A 19,124-nucleotide genomic window follows, 5' to 3' on the forward strand; every position below is an offset into this window, starting at 1 on the left:
CGCGCCACGGCGCCACGGCGCTACCGCGCGGCGGTGTCGGCAATGGCGGCGGCATCGGCGATGTCTGTGACGTCTGCGATGTCTGCGTAACCCTCGATCGAGCGCGGGTCGCGCGGGCCCGGGCCGACGTAACGGGCGGACGGCCGCACCAGCCGGCCGGTGCGCTTCTGCTCCAGGATGTGCGCCGACCAGCCCGCCGTACGGGCGCAGCTGAACATCGACGTGAACATGTGCGCGGGGACCTCGGCGAAGTCCAGCATGATCGCCGCCCAGAACTCCACGTTCGTCGCCAGGACCCGGTCCGGACGGCGGTTGTGCAGCTCCTCCAGCGCGGCCCTCTCCAGCGCCTCCGCGATCTCGTAGCGGGGCGCGCCCAGCTCCTTCGCCGTCCTCCGCAGGACGCGGGCGCGCGGGTCCTCGGCCCGGTACACCCGGTGGCCGAAGCCCATCAGGCGCTCTCCCTTGTCCAGGGCCTTCCTGACGTACGCGACCGCGTCCCCGGTGCGCTCGATCTCCTCGATCATGCCGAGTACCCGGGACGGGGCGCCGCCGTGCAGCGGACCCGACATGGCGCCGACCGCGCCGGAGAGCGCGGCGGCCACATCGGCGCCCGTCGAGGCGATGACCCGGGCGGTGAAGGTGGAGGCGTTCATGCCGTGCTCCGCGGCCGACGTCCAGTAGGCGTCGACGGCCTTCACGTGCTTGGGGTCCGGCTCACCCCGCCAGCGGATCATGAACCGTTCGACGACCGACTCGGCCTTGTCGATCTCCCGCTGCGGCACCATCGGCAGCCCCTGGCCGCGGGCACTCTGTGCCACGTACGAGAGCGCCATCACGGCGGCCCGGGCGAGGTCGTCCCGGGCCTGCGCCTCGTCGATGTCGAGGAGCGGCCTCAGGCCCCACACGGGGGCGAGCATCGCGAGTGCCGACTGGACGTCGACGCGGATGTCACCGGAGTGGACCGGGATCGGGAACGGCTCGGCGGGCGGCAGACCGGGGTTGAACGCCCCGTCCACCAGCAGCCCCCACACGTTCCCGAAGGAGACGTGGCCGACGAGGTCCTCGATGTCGACACCGCGGTAGCGGAGCGCGCCGCCCTCCTTGTCGGGTTCGGCGATCTCCGTCTCGAACGCGACGACTCCCTCGAGTCCGGGTACGAAATCGGACATCAGGCGGCTCCTCAGGATGTGTGCGAGACAAGCTTCGGCCCGGGTGGGTCACCACCACGGTGATGCCCCGCGCGGCGCGTGGTCACCCGCTCCGCGTCGTAGGGAGGCCACAGCGGCCCAGCGCACGATTTTGGCCGGTTCCTCCGATGCGGGGAAGCGTGACATCCGGCACACTGCACGGATCCGGTCCGGGAGGATTGGCGGCACTCCGTGCCGGGAAGACTCGGCCGTGCTCCGAACGGGTGACGAGGGAACCGCGGAGCCCCGCCCCGACCGCCCACGACGCCGGCCCCGGAGGGCGGGGGGCCACCCCGGGCGCGTGCGGCAGGATGACCCCGTGACCGACGCCCTCGACCCCGCCGCCATGCGCGAGCACTACCGCTCGACACCGCTCGACGAGGCGGACCTGCCCCCCGATCCGATGGAACAGTTCGTCCGCTGGTTCAAGGACGCCGCGGCCGGCCGGCTCCACGAGCCGAACGCCATGATCGTCTCCACGGCCACGCCCGACGGCCGGCCGTCCTCCCGGACCGTGCTGCTGAAGCACTTCGACGACCGCGGCTTCGTCTTCTACACGAACTACGCCTCGCGCAAGGGCCGTGAACTCGATGCAAACCCGCACGTCTCGCTGCTGTTCCCCTGGCACCCGCTGACCCGCCAGATCATCGTCACCGGCACCGCGGCCCGGGTGGGCCGCGACGAGACGGCCGCCTACTTCCGCACCCGGCCCCACGGCTCCCAGCTCGGTGCCTGGGCCAGCCCCCAGTCCTCGGTGCTCCCGTCCCGAGGGGAGTTGCTGCGGCGCTACGAGGAACTCGCCGACCGGTACCCGGCGGGTGAGCAGGTGCCGGTGCCGCCGGAGTGGGGCGGCTACCGGGTGACGCCCGGGACCGTCGAGTTCTGGCAGGGCCACGAGAACCGGCTCCACGACCGCCTCCGCTACGTCCGCACCCCTGAGGGGCCCGGCGGCTGGCGCGTGGAGCGGCTGGCTCCGTGAACCGAGGGCGGGCCGGGCGGAGTGAGGTGCGCCCCGCGGCAGGGACCGGGAACGCAGAAACCCGCGGGCTCGGGTCCCTCCGAGGAGGAAGCCGGCCGGACGTACCGGCGAGCCCGCGGGTCGGTGACTGCTTGGATTTCGGCAGTGGCCCTGCCGAGGTGCACGAAGGTGCGACGACGGGCCGCTAGCCCGCAGCCACCTCTCGCGTCCGGAATGCCATCATGTTCCGAATCACCTCCCTTCTCGAGGCGTCCCACACTAGGAACCTCGCGAGAGTGACTCAACCCTTTTTTGCCCGGGCGTCGATTTTCGGGAAATTGATGTGTCCTGAGTCACGTTCCAGTTGAATGATCGGGGGTGCCGCTTTGCGGAGGGCGGCACGGGCCGAGGACACGTCCTGCAGGGGGTGCCGGGATGAGTGCTTCCAAGAGTGAGGCCGCCAGTGCGCTGGGACCGGACGAGCCGGAGCGGGACGGCCCCGGTTCCGATCTGCTCGCGGCGCTGCTGGACGGGATGGACGCCGCGCTGTGCGCGTTCGACGCGGACGGTGTGATCACCCACTGGAACCGGGAGGCCGAGCGGATCCTCGGCTGGTCGGCCGAGGAGGCCGTCGGGCGGCGCGGTTTCGCCGGATGGGCCGTGCGGACCGCGGACGCGGACGACGTGCAGGGCCGGCTGATGGCCGCGATGACCGCACCGGGCCGCCAGGTGCACGAGTTCGCGCTGCTGCGCAAGGACGGCGGGCGGGTGCTCGTACGGACGCAGTCCGCCGGGGTGCGCGGTGCCGACGGCGGGCCCGCCGGGGTGTACTGCGCGTTCAGCGAGGTGCACGCCCAGATCGATCTGGAGCGGTCGATCGCCTTGAGCGAGGCGCTGTTCGAGGACGCGTCGTGGGGCGTCGTGCTGGTGGACGTGGATCTGCGGCCCGCCGTCGTGAACCGGCAAGCGGCCCGGATGCTGGGCTCCGCCGGCCGCACGACGGCGCTCGGGCGCCCGCTCGGGGAGCTGGTCGTGCAGGGCGTCGAGGAACTGGAGGGCGCGCTGCACCACGTCCTCGCCGACGGCGCGCCCGGCGCGCTCGTCGAGCTGTGGCTGACGGTGCGAAGCGACGAGGGCGAGCAGCGCAGGTGCTGGCGCAGCGGATTCCTCAGGCTGGCGTCGCCGCTGGCCGAGGAACCGGTGCCGCTGGGCGTCGGCTGGCTGTTCCAGGACGTCACCCAGGCCAAGCTCGCGGAGCAGGAGGCGGACCGGCTGCGGTTCCGGTTCAGCCAGCTGCACCGGGCGGCCCGGGCTGCGGCCGAGTGCGAGGACCCGATCGACGCGGCGACGACCCGGCTCGACTTCGCCCTTGCCGGATTCGCCGACCACGCCCTCGTCGACGTGCTGTCGGAGGACGGCGAACGGCTGGTGCGGGCCGCGGCGACGCCGTCGGGCGCCCCGGGGCCGGTCGCCCGGGTGGCGGGCGCGGGCATCCCGCTCCGGTACCCGCAGGGCCACCCGGCACTGCAGGCGATGGACCGCGTCGGTTCCGTCCGCACCAGCACGGGCGGAGGGCCGGACCGTACCGAGAGCTGGGCCGCGGAACGCCAGTGGCCGCGCGACGCGGTGCACGCCCTGTCCACGGTGCTCCGCAGCCGCGGCCGCACGCTCGGTGTCGTCACCTTCCTGCGGTCCGCCAACCGCCCCCGCTTCGAACGTCCCGACGCGGAGTACGCGGAGAGCGTCGCGACGCACGTGGCCGCCGCACTGGACCTGGGCCGGGCGCACGGCGAATAGCCCGCCACCGTCAGGACCGTCCGTACGACCGGGTGCGTGTCCGTGTGACCGGGGCGTGCCTGTTCGGCCGGGGCGGTCCGTACGGCTGGGGCGCGTGTTCGCCACCGACGTACGACCGGGTGCGTGTCCGTGTGACCGGGGCACGCGTTCACCGCCGACGTACGACCGGGGCGCGCCCTGCGCGACGGGGCGCGCCCCGTGCCGGGGGTCCGCCGGGTGGCCGGTACCGGGAGTGACCCGGCTCAGCGGCGGTAGAAGATCCGGTCCGCGTACTGGGCCATGACCCGGCCGTTCCACTCGTGGCCGCCGTCCACGTTCCCCGACCGCAGCAGGGGCGGCTCGATGCCGCGCTCGGCCAGTTCGCCGGCCGCGGCGGCGAGGGTCGCCTGCATCAGGGCGCTGGTGACGACCGTGGAGGCGGGCGCGAACGGGGCCGCGATGCCCTCCGCGGTCAGCTCGGCGTCGCCGACCGCGATCTTGGAGTCGAGGACGATGTCGCAGTGGTCCTTGAGGAACGTGCCCGAGGTGTGCCGGGACTTCGTCTCCGAGGCGTACGCCACGGACGTCACCCCGATGACCTTCAGTCCGAGCGCCCGCGCGTTCTGGGCCATCTCGACGGGCAGGGCGTTGCGGCCGGAGAGGGAGACGACGACCAGTACGTCGCCGGCGCGGGCGGGGCTGGAGTCGAGTACGGCACCGGCCAGGCCGGCGACGTGCTCCAGCGCGGAGCCGAGGGTCGCGGGCATCACGTCGACACCGACGGCGCCGGGGACGGCGAGCAGGTTCATCACCGCCAGACCGCCCGCCCGGTAGACGACGTCCTGTGCGGCGAGCGAGGAGTGGCCCGCGCCGAAGGCGAACAGCCTCCCGCCCGCGGCGACGGTGTCCGCGACGGCCGCGCCGGCCGCGGCGATGTTCGCCGCCTCCTCGTCGCGCACACGCTCCAGCAGGCCGATCGCGGCGTCGAAGAACTGTCCCGCCAGCCTGTTCCCGCCCATCGCGGTTGCCCCTTCCCGTCGTGTCGCGGATCACGTTGCGGTCTGGACCATTGCTCTGTCAATACGGGTTTCAGGCAGGCGTGGCCCGGTTGTCGGCGGCATGCGTCAGAATTGGGGCAGGGCCACCGCACGACTTCTTCGAGGGGCACGTATGTCCGGACTGATCGACACCACGGAGATGTATCTCCGCACCATCCTCGAGCTGGAAGAGGAAGGCGTGGTCCCGATGCGCGCCCGCATCGCGGAGCGGCTCGACCAGAGCGGGCCGACGGTCAGCCAGACCGTCGCGCGGATGGAGCGCGACGGGCTCGTGACGGTCGCGGGCGACCGTCACCTGGAGCTGACCGAGGAGGGCCGCCGGCTCGCCACCCGTGTGATGCGCAAGCACCGGCTCGCCGAGTGCCTCCTGGTCGATGTCATCGGCCTGGAGTGGGAGCAGGTCCACGCCGAGGCGTGCCGCTGGGAGCACGTGATGAGCGAGGCCGTGGAGCGGCGCGTGCTCGAGCTCCTGCGGCACCCCACCGAGTCGCCGTACGGCAACCCGATCCCGGGCCTGGAGGAGCTGGGCGAGAAGTCCGAGGCCGAGGCGTTCCTGGACGACGGCATGGTCAGCCTGGCCGATCTCGACGCCGGTACGGAGGCCAAGACGGTGGTGGTCCGGCGGATCGGGGAGCCGATCCAGACGGACGCCCAGCTGATGTACACGCTCCGCCGCGCCGGTGTGCAGCCCGGCTCGGTGGTGAGCGTGACCGAGTCGGCCGGCGGGGTGCTGGTGGGCAGCGGCGGTGAGGCCGCGGAGCTGAAGGCGGACGTCGCCTCGCACGTCTTCGTGGCGAAGCGCTGAGTACCCACTCCGTGCGCCCCCGGCTCCGGCGGTCGTCCGCCGAAGGCCGCTGAGCGACCGGATCGGCCCATCGGTCGCGGCTGTCGTTCCGGGTGGCTCATCGGTCCACCCGGGCATGGCTGTCGGCCTCGTCGTGCGGTCCGGGCTGTCGCGTCCACCGGCTCATCGGTCGCGGCTGTCGTTCCGGGTGGCTCATCGGTCCACCCGGGCATGGCTGTCGGCCTCGTCGTGCGGTCCGGGCTGTCGCGTCCACCGGCTCATCGGTCGCGGCTGTCGTTCCGGGTGGCTCATCGGTCCACCCGGGCATGGCTGTCGGCCTCGTCGTGCGGTCCGGGCTGTCGCGTCCACCGGCTCATCGGTCGCGGCTGTCGTTCCGGGTGGCTCATCGGTCCACCCGGGCATGGCTGTCGGTCCCGTCGTGCGGTCCGGGCTGTCGCGTCCACCGGCCCATCGGGCTCCGGCTCGTCCGGCTCCCGTCCCGTGAGCATCGCGGGAGACGGGGACCTCGTGCGGCGCGTCCGTACCGTGCACCGCGGTACGGGCGCGCTCCGTCGTCCGGCATGCGACCCCCGCCCGCCGCGTGACTCCCCCGCCCGCCGTGAGCCCCTTTTCAGAACGCGCTTTCCGGCCGGAACGGCAGCGCTCGGGCGGTTTGCGTGCCACTCTGTGGCTGAGGCGTATGACCGGGCCGGGGCGGGCCGGGGGTCGGCCGGGCCGCAGGGGAGGGAGCGGATCATGCGGCTGTCGAACGCGGAGGGCCCCGGCGCCCTGCGGCGCCGGGGCCTGTCCTCCCCTTCGCTGACCCGGAGCCCCGAGCTCCCAGGGTCAATCCCCTCGGACCGTTTTCCCCGAGCGGCCCGCCTCCCGCTGAAGATCTCCCCTCGGCGACGCCCGTCAATCCTTGAGGGTGGTCACTCGAACGAGGGGTGTTGCTCGCCGGAAGCCAGTTTTCGAATGGAAGTTCGATAGTCTGGCCGAGGTCGATCGCTTCGGAGAGTCCGGAGATCCACGGGGCCAGAAGGGGGTGCCAGGACCATGGTGCGGCGCATCGACGTGGCCGGTACGGCCGGTGTACGGCTCGCGGCCTGGGAGTTCGCCGACCCGCCCAAGGGGCGCGGCGAGACGGACCGCGTCCCGGGCGTCTTACTCCTCCACGGGCTGATGGGCCGGGCCTCGCACTGGGCGCCCACCGCCCGCTGGCTGTCCGAGCGGCACCGGGCGGTCGCCCTCGACCAGCGCGGGCACGGCCGCAGCGAGCGGCCCGCCGACGGAGTGTTCACCCGCGAGGCGTACGTCGCGGACGCGGCGGCCGCGGTGGAGCGGCTGGGCCTGGCGCCGGCGATCCTCGTCGGCCACTCCATGGGCGCCCTGACGGCCTGGCAGCTCGCGGCCGAGCGTCCCGACCTGGTGCGGGCCCTGGTCATCTGCGACATGCGAGCCTCCGCGCTCGGGGCGGCCTCCCAGCGGGAGTGGGAGGACTGGTTCCGCTCGTGGCCCGTGCCCTTCGCGACGCTGGCGGACGTGCGCAAGTGGTTCGGCGAAGACGACCCCTGGGTGGAGCGTCCCAGCCCGTCTCGGGGCGAGTTCTTCGCCGAGGTGATGGCCGAACGGGCGGACGGCTGGCGGCCCGTCTTCTCCCGCCGCCAGATGCTGCGGTCCCGGGCGACCTGGGTGCACGACGCGCACTGGGACTCGCTCGCCCAGGTCACGTGCCCGACGCTCGTGGTCCGCGGGCTCGACGGGGAACTGGGCCGTGCGGAGGCCCAGGAGATGGTTCGGGTCCTGGCTCGCGGGCAGTACGCGGAGGTGGCGGATGCCGGCCATCTCGTCCACTACGACCAGCCGGAGGCCTGGCGCGCGGTAGTCGAGCCCTTCCTCGAAGGCGTCCTGACGGTGTGACGGCCTGACGGCGGTGCACATCGTCCTCGCCCGGGACCGGATGGCCGGGGAGGGGGGCCATCCAGTCCATGGGGGTGCCGGCGTGCCGCGCCGGCGGTGCGGCGGACCGGGACCGCCGTCGTATCGCCCCGGTCCGCCGCGGCTGAGAGGGCCTCAGAAGGCGAAGACGGTGGATCCGCCCGTGCTCTCCCGCATCTCGCACTCGTTGCCGTACGTGGCCGACCAGTCGACGCGCTTGCCCTCCCAGACTCCGGCAGCGGTGATCGTGACCGGGTCCCACTGCCGGGTGCAGGGGCGGTCGGACGGGCTGGTCAGCAGGGCGAACTCGCCGCTCACCGCGTTCAGTTCACCGCAGGCCGTGGGGGCGAACGGGTGGGTGCCGCCCGGCGTCGGGGCGCAGTTCAGCGTGACCGCGCGCTCGACGGTCGCCGTCGCGGCGGCGTCGCCCCTGCCGACCGCCAGCACCAGGGCGGACGGCGCGTAGAGCCCCGTGTGACCGGCGGCATCGGCGTGCGCTGTGCCCGCGGCCAGGCCGCTGAGCACGAGCGCCGCTGCGGAGGCCGTCGCGCCGAGTGTGTGGACGATGTAACGCATGAGTGAACCCCTTTGACGGTGTGTGCGGTTGCGGTCGGGAGTCTTGCTGATGCGTACAGTGATCGCACATCCATCACCTGTTTCCGGCCGCATACGTTCAAGACGTGCCGACCGAATGGCCGTTCGGGCAGCTCGGAAGGGGTGCGCGAGGCGGGTGATCGGTTGTCCGGTATATGGACAAAGGGGAGTGGTTCAACGCGTAACAAAAGCTTGGCCTGCGGTGATACAAAACCGGTTTCGACTTTGAATGCCGCCGCGCCGTGAGCTTCGGCCGGAACCCGGCGCCTGTCGGTGGACCTCGCCCCGGGTGCTCGCCGTGTTCCGCCGTACGCCTTCGTATACAGCGAAGGGCCGGCGCCGGAGTGGTGTGAACTCCGTCGCCGGCCCGTTGTCGTGAGGCCACGTGTTCTGCACGAGACCTCCACAAGTGGAGGTCAGTCGATGGGCTTCCTGACCTCCTCGCGCACCTTCAGCGTGTTCGCGGCCGCCGTCCGGAGGTCCAGTGACCCGGGGCTCCGCGTCGCGGCCTCGGGGGTCACCTCGGCGACGGAGCCGTTGGTGTTCCCGTCCGCCCAGGCGCACATGGGGAAAGAGCCCTTCCCGCCGGTGGAGACGGCGGTCAGGACCTGGCAGGTGACGGTGACGTCGGAGCCGGGCACCTCGATGTCCTTCGGCGGCACGGCGATCGTCGCGCCCTCCGACCGGGCGGCGCCCTTGAGCATGCTCTCCCGGGCGTCGTCCGGGTCCTTGATCTGCCCGTAGAGGGCCGAGAGGACCAGAACCCCGGCCTTCTTCGCGTCGGTGGACGCGTACTGGCCCACGACGCCCTTCGGGTCACGGATGTTTGCCTCGCTCGCGCCTGCCAGTGCGGAGTCGCCCTGCTCGGAGAGGTCCTGGGCCAGCGTGTACTCGCCGCCCAGCAGCGTCCCGGGGAGGGTCACCTTGTGAGTGGCCTCCGGGAAGGAGCCGGAGCCGCCGCCCCGGTTTCCCGCCCACGCGAGCACCGCGACGGCCACGGCGACCGACACTCCGATGATCGCGGCCTTCGGGCCGGACCAGAACTTCTTCGGCGGCGCGGGCGGGGGAGCCCAGGCACCCTGCTGGGGGAAGGGCGGCGGCGGTCCGTAAGGGCCTTGCTGAGGCGGTCCGTACGGACCGCCCTGCTGTGGCGGAGGGCCGTAGGGGCCCGGCTGCCCCGGACCGTGGGGGCCCGGCTGCCCGGAGCCGTACGGCCCCGGCCGCGCTGGGCCGTAAGGACCCGGCTGCGGCTGCGCCGCGCCCTGTGCCGGTGGCGGATATCCCGGGTACCCCGGGTACTGCGGTTGTCCCTGGGGCGGAGGAGGCATGGACATGATCCGTACCGTACGTCATGGGTCCTCGACGCCCGGCGTACGGTACGGATCAGGCCGTGGTCACCCCTTGCTGACCGCCGTCAGGATCTCCGGCAGCCGCGCGGCCGTCTGCGGGGCCGCCACCCGCAGCCCGCCCCAGGCCACCGCCCCGCCGTACGCCGCACCCAGCGGCAGCAGGATCCACAGCGCCGACTCGGCGTTCGCGGCGTTCAGCCAGATCGTCAGCGCGATCAGCGGGGAGCACAGCAGAGCCGAGGCGATCATCCCGCCGAAGATGGAGATCCACGCGAGCCCGCCCTGCCCCGGCGCCACGTTCTTGTAGGCGCTGTCCTGCGGGATCGAGTACGGGAAACGCGCCGATGCGACCGCGCCGGTGGCCATCATCGCGCCGAGCAGCCCCAGTGCGATCCCCAGCGCCTCCGGCAGCGCCCGCCAGTCGCCCAGCACGGCGGCCGTGGCGATCGTCACCAGCATCGTGTACGGCAGGGTGATCAGCAGCAACGCCAGTGCACGGGCACGTAGTTCGAGGTAGGCGTCGCGGGGTGAGGCGATCGTCTGCGCGACCATCCAGAACGCGGACGTGTCCTGGCCGAACTGGTTGTACATCTGGATGCCGAGCATCCCCGAAGCGAAGCACGCGAAGTAGATCGAGCCGGTCCCCTGAAGGGCGTTGAACAGCGGCACGATCAGCCCGATCACCAGCGCCGTCACCCACGCGGTCTTCGTCTTCGGATCACGCCAGACGTAGCGGAGGCTGCGCTGCATGACCGTGCCCGTGCGCCCGCCCGGCAGCAGCCGGTGCAGACCCGTGGACGTGTTCCGGCGGGTCGGCTCCGAGGCCGCCGCGAGCGTCGAGCCGTCCGGGGCGGTCATCAGACGCGTCAGACTGCGCTGCCATCCGTACAGCAGGGCGGCCAGGGCGGCGCCGGAGAGCGCGAGTTGCGCGGTGGCCGCTCCGTACGCCCCGGTGCTCGCGGAGTCGACGGCGCCGAGCGCGGACGCGGGCGGGATCCAGCGGACCACGGCTGCCGCCGGGTCCAGCGCGGTGAGCCCGCCGGCCTGACCGAGTCGCTGCACGCCGAAGTTCACGAACTGGATCCCGACCGCGATCACCAGACCGCTCAGCACGGCCAGGTCGCGGCCCTTGCGGCTGGTCAGCAGGCGGATGTTGGCGGCGGCGACCGCCCGCGCCAGCGCCACGCACACCAGCACCGCCAGCGGCACGGCGACCGCAGCGGCCACCACCCCGGCGGCCCCGTGCGCCAGGGCCAGCGCGGCACCGGCCACCAGACAGAGCGTGAACAGCGGCCCGATGCCCACCAGCGACGCCACCAGCAGCGCCGACACCATCGGTCCCGGCCGCAGCGGCAGCATCACCAGCCGGGTCGGGTCCAGCGTCTCGTCCCCGCTCGGGAAGAACAGCGGGAGGAACGCCCAACCCAGGGCCAGCACCGCCACCAGCAGTACCACCAGGGAGGCCGCGTGCGCTGTGCCGCGCAGCAGGACGAAGCCGATGAACTGGCTCGCGGCGACCAGCAGCGCCAGGACGGCCGAGGTGACGAACGCGGCCGTACGGCCCGCCGACTGCCGCAGCCCGTTGGTCAGCAGCGACAGTTTGAGCCGTACGAACACCGACGTGAGCGAGGGAGCCGGGCCGGGCGTCGTGGCCGTCACCGGGCACCGCCGCCGAGCCAGTCCAGCGCGTCGCCGGTATCCCGTCCGTTCGCGCCGACGAGCTCCAGGAAGGCGTCCTGCAGGGACCGCGCCGAACCGCGGACCTCCGCGAGCGGGCCGTGCGCCCTGATCCGGCCGGCGGCCATCACCGCGACCCAGTCGCACAGCGATTCCACCAGCTCCATGACATGGCTGGAGAACACGACGGTCGCCCCGGACGCGGTGTACCGCTCCAGAACCCCGCGGATGGTCTGGGCGGACACCGGGTCGACGCCCTCGAACGGCTCGTCCAGGAACAGCACCTGCGGATTGTGCAGCAGTGCCGCCGCCAGACCGATCTTCTTGCGCATACCGGTCGAGTAGTCGACGACCAGCTTGTGCCGGGCGCCCGCGAGATCCAGCACGTCCAGCAGCTGGGCGGCCCGCGTGTCCACCTCCTCGCCCGGGAGTCCGCGCAACCGGCCGGTGTAGGAGAGAAGTTCACCGCCCGACAACCGCTCGAACAGCCGCAGGCCCTCGGGCAGTACCCCGATCCGGGCCTTGACCTCGACCGGGTCCCTCCAGACGTCGTGGCCGGCGACCTCGATGCGCCCCTGGTCGGGGCGGAGGAGCCCGGTGACCATCGACAGCGTCGTGGTCTTGCCGGCGCCGTTGGGTCCGACCAGGCCGATGAACCTGCCCGCGGGCAGCGCGAGATCGACGCCGGCGACCGCGATCTGTTCGCCGAACCGCTTCCAGAGCCCCTCCACCCGGACGGCGGGAGGTACCTCCCCGGGTACACCGTCCGCCGTGTCCACCGTCCGGTCCGATGCCTGGTCGGGCATGTTGCCGCCTTCCGTTGTCCCCGTAGTACGGGAACAACCCTACGATCGGCGGTCCCGCCCGTCGGCGGCCTCCCGTCCGCACGCGTAGGCCAGCGGACTGATCAACTCCTCGGCGTCCGGCAGCCAGCGGTTCGCGGTCGTCGGCTTGCGCACCCACTGCACGGCTCCCTGTCCGCCGACGCGCGTCGGCGGCGCCGCCACGTACTGCCCGTCGCCGCGCGCCACCAGGTCGAGCGAGCTGGGCATCCAGCCGAGCCCGCGCACCAGGTCCGGGAGCTTCACGGCCGCGCCCGGCCGGACGAGGAACAGCATGCGCCGGTTCGGGCCGCAGATCACCGGCCCGAGGGCCATACCCATCCGCTCCATCCGGGCCAGCGCGAGGAAGCCGGCCGACTCCGGGACCTCCAGGGCGTCGAACGTCCTCCCCGTGGGCATCAGGATCGACGCCTTCGGCTGCCTGCCCCACAGCCGGCGGGCGGCGGCGGCGCTGCCGGTCGCCTGGCCCGACCAGTCCGGCCGAGCGGCGTGCGCCCCCGGCGCATCGCACACGGGCGCGCCGCACGAGCACCGTTCGGCGCCCTCGACGGCCTCCAGCCAGGTGCCGGGGAACACGTCCCAGTGGCGCTCCTCCGCGTAACGGACCGCGCTGTCGAGCAGTTGTGTGCCGCGCTGTACGGGGATCTGTGCCGCCTCGGTGAGGCGGATCAACCCGTTGATGGTGTCTTCCACGATAAACACAACTCCCCCCATCGGCCCCGGTTACGGGCGCGCGGCGCCGGGCGGTGGCGCACCGATCCCGCACGTGGGGCGCACGGGTGCACGGACGGGGGCGCGCATGCGGGCCGGGCCCGGCGGGCGGGTAGCCAGTTGCGGGTGAGCGGCATTCACCCGTAATCGTCCGAGCTCATTGGCATTCTCCGGATAACGCCGGGAAGTGATCGATGGCAGATCACCACGGAGATCACGACCGGCGCGGTCCGGCACAGGGGGTTAGTGATGGCAGCGAGGCCACTCGTCGCCCGTCAGCCGAACGAACGGCTGCAGGCGCTGATCCAGGAAGCCGGATGCTCCAACGCCGGTCTGGCCCGCAGGGTCAACATGGTCGGGGCTGAACGCGGCCTCGATCTGCGCTACGACAAGACGTCGGTGGCGCGCTGGCTGCGCGGGCAGCAGCCGCGCGGCCGGGCGCCCGGCATCATCGCGGAGGCACTGGGCCGCAAGCTGGGCCGCACGGTCACGATCGACGAGATCGGGATGGCCAACGGCAAGAACCTGGCGTCCGGTGTGGGGCTGCAGTTCGCCCCCACCGTGGTCGGGGCGATCGAGCAGGTCTGCGAGTTGTGGCGCAGCGACGTGGGCCGGCGCGACTTCCTGACCGGTTCGACGGTGGCCGCTTCGGCGCTCGTCGAGCCCAGTCGGGACTGGCTGATCACCGGAGCCGACACCCAGGTGGCCCGGCAGGCCGGGGCGCGGGTGGGTCTCCCCGACGTCGAGGCCGTGCGGGCGATGACGAAGGCGCTCACCGGTCTCGACCACCGGTTCGGCGCCGGGCACGTCCGGCCGGTCGTCGTCCACTACCTCAACAGCGTGGTGTCCGGGCTGCTCTCCGGCTCGTACCGGGAGCCGGTGGGGCGGCAGCTCTTCGCCGCGGTGGCGCGGCTCACGGAGCTGGCGGGCTACATGGCCGTCGACACGGGCCAGCCGGGCCTCGCCCAGCGCTACTACATCCAGGCCCTGCGGCTGGCCCAGGCCGCGGGCGACCGCGCCTACGGCGGCTACGTCCTGGCCGCGTCGATGAGCCATCTCGCCGCGGAGCTCGGGAACCCGAGGGAGATCGCCCAGCTCGCGAGGGCCGCGCAGGAAGGCGCCCGGGGCCAGGTCACACCGCGCGCGGAGGCGATGTTCCACGCGGCGGAGGCCCGGGGGCACGCGCTGCTCGGGGACGCGCGTACCTGCCAGGAGGCGGCCGGCAGAGCCATCGCCGCCCTGGACCGGGCGAACACCGAATCGGGCGACGATCCCGACTGGATCGCCCACTTCGACCATGCGTACCTCGCCGACGAGCTGGCCCACTGCCACCGCGACCTCGGGCAGGCCGACCAGGCGGTCCGCCGGGCCACCGAGTCCCTGGACGGCCATCCCGAGTCGCGCGCACGGCGCCGGGGGATCGGGCTGGTCCTGCTGGCCGCGGCCCGGCTCCAGCAACGCGAGGTGGAGGAGGCCTGCAGCACGGGCACACGGGCGATGGAACTCCTCGGCACCCTCCGTTCCAGCCGCGGCACGGAGTACCTGGAGGACCTGCACCAGCGGCTGGAGCCGTACGCGGCGGAGCCGTCCGTACGGGAGTTCGGCGCGAGGTTGCAGCTGCAGGCGGCGTGAGCGGGCCCGGGCGGTTCCGCGGCCGGCGGGGCCGCCCGGGTGTGAGCGAGGCCCGGTTCGGACGGGTGGATCCCCTTGCCGGTAAGGATCTTGAGGTGATACCAGCGTCTCCGCGGGCGTTCTTGTTACGGTCACCACACGCGTGTGCGGACGCCCTGAGTCACCCGGTAGCGTGAGCCGACGATTCCGTAGGTTGACACGTAGGAGTCCCGGTGACGCACAGCGGTCAGGGTGACGAGTCGCGGCATCCCGCCTCGCGGCCCGCGCACGAGGGTGTCGTGCTGCCCGCGGACGGCAGCGAGCCCTTCATCCCCGGAGTCAGCGGGCAGCAGGTCGCCCCGTCCGGTGGCACCCCGTGGGGTGCGCCCTGGGGCCCCGGGCGGGACGCGCAGCCGCTGCCGCAGGAGGAGCCGCCGGGCGCGCCGTACGCGCAGCCCGCGCCCGCCGGGGCGCTGCCGCCGCAGCAGACGCAGACGCCGTACGGACACGGGCAGCAGGGCGTGCAGACGCCCGCGCCCGACGCCGATGCGACGCAGTACATCGCTCCCGTCCCGGCGGGGTCCGGTGACGCGACGCGGCACATGCCCCCCGTCCCGCCGGGATCCGCCGGGGACGCCACGCAGTACATCGCTCCGGTCCCGCCGGAGCCCGGGGCCCTGCCGCCGGAGAACCCGGCGGAGTCGACGCAGTTCCTCGGGGCGCGGCCGCCGGGCACCGCTCCGGCCGCTCCGGCCGGGGAGGCGGAGGCGACGCAGTTCCTGCCTCCCGTGGCGCATCAGGACGCCCCCGCGCCGCCGCCCGGCGCCCCCTACGGCGTCCGCCCCGGAGCGCCGGGAGACCGGCAGCCGCCGGCGGAGTTCGACAACCTCTTCCGCGTCGAGGCCGGCGGGGCCGATGGCGCGGAGGCGACGCAGTACCTGCCGCCCGTGCAGGAGCCGGCGTACGGAGGCCAGCCGCCGTACGCCTCTCCGGGCGGCCGCGCGGCCCGCCGCGCCACCGAGTCCGGCCCCTCCCGGGGGAGCGCCTCGCGGAACTCCTCGCGGCTGCCGCTGATCGCCGCGGTCGTGGTCGGCTGTGCCGTGCTCGGGCTCGGCGCGAGCGCGCTGATGTTCGGCGGCGGTGACGACGACGAGGACCCGGGCGCCGACACGAGTGTCGCCGCGGCGTCCTCGCCCGCGGCCGACCCGTCCGGGGAGGCGGCGGACGACCCGGCGAAGACGCAGGCCGTGGAGCTCGACAAGCTCCTCGCGGACAGCAACGACAGCCGGGCCGCGGTGATCCGGTCCGTCGAGTCGATCAAGACCTGCCAGAACCTGGACCAGGCGGCCTCGGACCTGCGCGGCGCGGCGGAGCAGCGCCGCGGGCTCGTGACCCGTCTGCAGGACGTCGCCGTGGACGACCTCCCGGACAACCAGGCGCTCACCGCGTCTCTGAAGAGGGCGTGGGAGGCGTCGGCCTCGGCGGACGACCACTACGCCGCGTGGGCGGGCCAGGTGAAGGAGAAGAAGGGCTGCAAGGGCGGCGAGGCGCGCAACACGGGCCAGACCGCCCAGGGCAACGCCCAGAGCGGTGTGGCGACGAAGGCGAAGCGCGAGGCTGCGACTCTCTGGAACCGGATCGCGACGAAGTACGACCTGACGGAGCGCCGCGCGGAACAGCTCTGAGCCGCGGCGGTTGCCGTGTGAGAGCTGAAACGCTCCGGGCGTCCGGGCGTTACACGGATACGTTGCGTGATGCGTTGCACTGTTTCCCCCACTTTCCCTCACTTCCACCCGGGCACGACTCCACGTCCGAGGTGGGCGCGCAGCCGTCAAGGTCGCACCGCCGTTGGACCCGCGAACGAGGAGTACGGCTATGAAGCCGTCGAAGGTGGGGCCCGATACCGCAGGCGTTCGGGCCGGTTACGGACGAGGGCTTCGAGCCGGTCGAGGGCAAGGTTGGCCAGGCTGCGCTCGAGCAGCCCCACCAAGGCCATCAACGAAGGGGCCCAGCGGGTGGGTGGAAGTTCTCGAACCAGGGGTCTTCGCCCAGTCCGTCGGCGTTGAACAGTGCGGAGATGCCGGCCGTGACCGCGGTGACGGCCGCGGTGAGCTCTCCCTCGTCCCGGGCGCGCAGCACCACGTTCGCGGCACGGTATCCGGTGGCTCGACGCAGCCTGCCGCGCTCGGCGACCTCGTCCACCCGGACGATGCAGGGGAACCTTTCGAGCTGGTCCCGGGTGACGGCCGAGTGTACGGTCCCCGCCCGTTGCCCGAAGGCGGGGAACAGTCCCATGGCGTACCCGCGAGGCGCACCGTCAGCGAGTGGAGGAACGTTCGGCTCCTGCGCCAGCGCCAGGCTCATCGCGATCGTGAGGAGATTCGGTCCCTCCAGGGCCCGGAGCAGCCTGGGTAGATGGCCGCCGACGCGCCCGTTCACCTCGATGAGATCGACCGCGTCCGGCAGCAGTTTGACCTCGGTGTGGGTGACGCACCACCGCACGCGGAGTGCCGCGAGTACCTCCCGGACGTAGTCGAGGACGCGGTTCCGCACGGCGAGCGGCAGCATCGTCGGCGTCAGATCGCCGGTGACGCTGACGACGTCGGACGCATCCGGCCCCGCGCGCCGGTACACCGAGACGGGCGCCTTGTCGAAAATCGCGATCGGAACGTGAGCGTCCTGGGTGCTGGCCGTCTCCACGGATACGTAGTCCGCGAGCCACTCGTTTCGCGGATGCTCGTGCGGCGGGAGTCTGCTTTCCAGGAGCAGGCCGGGCCACTGCGTGCGGTGCCTCAGTTGGTGGTCGGCGTCGGACGTGTTGTCGACGAATGCGATCCCGGTACCGCCCACGCCACGCCGCGGTTTCAGGATGGCGGGCAGGCGGACCTTGTCCAGTGCCTCGGCGAACGTGTGCGCGGAGTCGACGGCCACCGCGGTGACGTGCGTCAGTCCGGCTTCGGCGAGGAGCGTCCGCTGGGTGAGCTTGTCCCATGGATTCGGCCCGGCCGGGACGCCTGGCAGCCCGAGGGCCGACGCCACGGCGGTGACGTTCTCCACCTCCCGGTCGTGGAAGGTGGTGACTCCCTCCACCTCCGCGTCCCTGACGGATTCGGCGAGAGTGGGGGGGGCGAAGACACGGACCGGGAACAGCTCCTCGGCCCTGCGGACCAGTCCGGGATCGTCCTCGGCCACAGATCGGTCGAAGAACATCACCGGTCGGCAGACACCCCGAGCGGCCTGCTCGATCTCCGTGAGCCCGGCCGAGCCGCCGCGCCTGTGCAGTACCGCCACACAGGCCGGTTCCTCTCGACGACTGCACATGGTGACCCCTCTGAATCCGGGTTACGTGGTGCGGGAGCTTCCCCATGCACGACGATACGAGCTGGTCAGCTGGCTTCGAGGCTCGTCGTGCCGTAGACGCCCGAGTGCTCCACCTCTGGCGGCGTGCCGTCGTACATCCGGACCGTGTGGGCACCAGGCTCCAGGCCGAGTCGCGTCATGGTCACCGCGGCCAGTGGGTTGGCCTCGGGCGCATCGATCGCGGCCGCGCGGTCCGGAGCCGCTGCGGCCAGGCTCCACAACACGGCCGCCGCAGCCTCGGGCGAGTCGGCGTACAGCGGGCCGATCCGGGACCACGTTCTCCCAGAGGGCCGGGACACCCCGAATCCGACCATGCGGCCGTTATGGAGGGCCGCGAGACTCCGGGCATCGGGCATGCGAACCCATGCGGTCAGGAAGGCGTTCCGCGGCACCGGGAAGAACCGGCAGTCGTATGCCGCCAGCACGTTGAAAGGGAGCGTTGTGGCGTCGACCAGTTCGAGACCGGCGGGCGGCACGCCCGCGAGCCGCGGCACCCCGCGGAAGTGGATGTTCCGCCAGAAGGGGCGCAGACCCATGGCCATGTATCTGTCCTGCTGTGCGGGCACAGCGTCCAGGCCGATCAGACGTCCTTCCAGCCGGGCCGCGGCGGCTCGCCACATCCGCCTGCCGTAGCCGCTTCCGCGTAGATCGGCCCGGGTTATGTACAGGCCGATGAAACCGAAGCTCTCACCGTAACGAATGGCCAAGACCGACGCTATGGGTACGTCGTCGAGACGTCCGATGAGGAGTGCACCGGGATCGGCGACCGCATAGGCGAACGTATCCATGTCGCCGAGCTTCCAACCCTCCCTGGCGGCCCAGGCTTCGATCATCCGTGTCTCGGTCGCGCTCGCGCTCGTGATCTCGAACCGCCCGGTGCCTTCTGCGGGCACTTCGACGGTGGGCCGGTAGCGGTTTCGCCGCCGTAGGCCGTTGGTCGGCGCGGACGTTCTCTCACAAAGGAATCTTCGGTTCATGGCTGCCATAACCAATTGGTTGTTTGCGGCGAAAGCACTTCCCAAAATTCTATTGCACGTCCCATTTAATCGATACTCCACAAGGGACAGCGTCGAATCGATGGTCGGATAGTCCGACGGGAAGTCGTGCCCTTCGGAAACGGACCGGAATGCCTCGTAGTAGAGATGCCCACAGGGGTCAATGTCTTCCGGAGTCGCCGATCTCAGTGAGATGACCATGACGGGTTCTCCGTCCGTTCGGTCACCGAGGTACCACATGTCATCGTACTGCGCCCGGAGCGGAGCCTGTCCGAGATGGGATT

At 72.3% G+C, this 19,124-nt stretch carries 15 protein-coding genes; 6 read left to right on the forward strand and 9 right to left on the reverse strand.

What is annotated here, in order from left to right:
• Positions 1–20: 20 nt before the first annotated feature.
• A complete protein-coding gene (locus FEF34_RS21565; RefSeq protein ID WP_138054610.1) occupies positions 21–1,169 on the reverse strand; it encodes a citrate synthase 2 in 1,149 nt (382 codons plus the stop codon).
• A gap of 337 nt (positions 1,170–1,506) precedes the next feature.
• Between FEF34_RS21565 and pdxH the strand changes: the two genes are divergently transcribed.
• Positions 1,507–2,166, forward strand: coding sequence for a pyridoxamine 5'-phosphate oxidase (gene pdxH, locus FEF34_RS21570; protein ID WP_138054611.1), 660 nt, complete (start codon positions 1,507–1,509; stop codon positions 2,164–2,166).
• Between the two features lie 414 nt (positions 2,167–2,580).
• Complete coding sequence (locus FEF34_RS21575; RefSeq protein WP_138054612.1) at positions 2,581–3,942, forward strand: PAS domain-containing protein; 1,362 nt, start codon at positions 2,581–2,583, stop codon at positions 3,940–3,942.
• Between the two features lie 242 nt (positions 3,943–4,184).
• Here the strand turns inward: FEF34_RS21575 and FEF34_RS21580 are convergent, their stop codons facing one another.
• On the reverse strand, positions 4,185–4,940 hold the full coding sequence (locus FEF34_RS21580; RefSeq protein WP_138054613.1) for an SIS domain-containing protein: 756 nt from the start codon (positions 4,938–4,940) through the stop codon (positions 4,185–4,187).
• 151 nt (positions 4,941–5,091) lie between these two features.
• Here FEF34_RS21580 and FEF34_RS21585 point away from each other — a divergent pair, with 151 nt between their 5' ends.
• Together FEF34_RS21585 and FEF34_RS21590 are read left to right on the forward strand one after the other, a co-directional pair.
• A complete protein-coding gene (locus FEF34_RS21585) occupies positions 5,092–5,784 on the forward strand; it encodes a metal-dependent transcriptional regulator (RefSeq protein WP_138054614.1) in 693 nt (230 codons plus the stop codon).
• Between the two features lie 1,035 nt (positions 5,785–6,819).
• Entirely contained in the window at positions 6,820–7,683 is an 864-nt protein-coding gene (locus tag FEF34_RS21590; protein ID WP_138054615.1) for an alpha/beta fold hydrolase, read from the forward strand.
• A gap of 153 nt (positions 7,684–7,836) precedes the next feature.
• Here the strand turns inward: FEF34_RS21590 and FEF34_RS21595 are convergent, their stop codons facing one another.
• From FEF34_RS21595 to FEF34_RS21615, 5 genes are all read right to left on the reverse strand, one after another.
• Positions 7,837–8,277 carry a subtilase-type protease inhibitor gene (locus tag FEF34_RS21595; RefSeq protein ID WP_138054616.1) on the reverse strand — a complete coding sequence of 147 codons (441 nt, stop codon included), beginning with the start codon at positions 8,275–8,277 and terminating at the stop codon, positions 7,837–7,839.
• Between the two features lie 434 nt (positions 8,278–8,711).
• On the reverse strand, positions 8,712–9,305 hold the full coding sequence (locus FEF34_RS21600; protein WP_199800691.1) for a hypothetical protein: 594 nt from the start codon (positions 9,303–9,305) through the stop codon (positions 8,712–8,714).
• Positions 9,306–9,689: 384 nt separating this feature from the next.
• The gene (locus FEF34_RS21605) at positions 9,690–11,303 is read right to left on the reverse strand and encodes a transporter (RefSeq protein WP_138054617.1); all 1,614 of its coding nucleotides are present in this window, start codon (positions 11,301–11,303) and stop codon (positions 9,690–9,692) included.
• Positions 11,300–12,127, reverse strand: a complete 828-nt coding sequence (locus tag FEF34_RS21610) for an ABC transporter ATP-binding protein (RefSeq protein ID WP_138054618.1) — start codon at positions 12,125–12,127, stop codon at positions 11,300–11,302. The genes FEF34_RS21605 and FEF34_RS21610 overlap by 4 nt, the downstream gene beginning before the upstream one ends.
• Before the next feature lie 39 nt (positions 12,128–12,166).
• Entirely contained in the window at positions 12,167–12,877 is a 711-nt protein-coding gene (locus tag FEF34_RS21615; RefSeq protein WP_171053041.1) for a bifunctional DNA primase/polymerase, read from the reverse strand.
• A gap of 246 nt (positions 12,878–13,123) precedes the next feature.
• Here FEF34_RS21615 and FEF34_RS21620 point away from each other — a divergent pair, with 246 nt between their 5' ends.
• Both FEF34_RS21620 and FEF34_RS21625 read left to right on the forward strand, forming a co-directional pair.
• On the forward strand, positions 13,124–14,506 hold the full coding sequence (locus tag FEF34_RS21620; RefSeq protein ID WP_138054620.1) for a tetratricopeptide repeat protein: 1,383 nt from the start codon (positions 13,124–13,126) through the stop codon (positions 14,504–14,506).
• A 212-nt stretch (positions 14,507–14,718) separates the two neighbouring features.
• On the forward strand, positions 14,719–16,170 hold the full coding sequence (locus FEF34_RS21625; RefSeq protein ID WP_234042498.1) for a hypothetical protein: 1,452 nt from the start codon (positions 14,719–14,721) through the stop codon (positions 16,168–16,170).
• Between the two features lie 310 nt (positions 16,171–16,480).
• On the opposite strand, the gene FEF34_RS21635 is transcribed toward FEF34_RS21625, so the two are convergent.
• Both FEF34_RS21635 and FEF34_RS21640 read right to left on the reverse strand, forming a co-directional pair.
• Positions 16,481–17,776 (reverse strand): ATP-grasp domain-containing protein, encoded by a 1,296-nt coding sequence (locus FEF34_RS21635; protein ID WP_138054621.1) that lies wholly within the window; start codon positions 17,774–17,776, stop codon positions 16,481–16,483.
• Between the two features lie 95 nt (positions 17,777–17,871).
• On the reverse strand, positions 17,872–19,041 hold the full coding sequence (locus tag FEF34_RS21640; RefSeq protein WP_234042499.1) for a GNAT family N-acetyltransferase: 1,170 nt from the start codon (positions 19,039–19,041) through the stop codon (positions 17,872–17,874).
• Positions 19,042–19,124: the final 83 nt, after the last annotated feature.

The organism is Streptomyces marianii, assembly GCF_005795905.1.
Taxonomy (GTDB): domain Bacteria; phylum Actinomycetota; class Actinomycetes; order Streptomycetales; family Streptomycetaceae; genus Streptomyces; species Streptomyces marianii.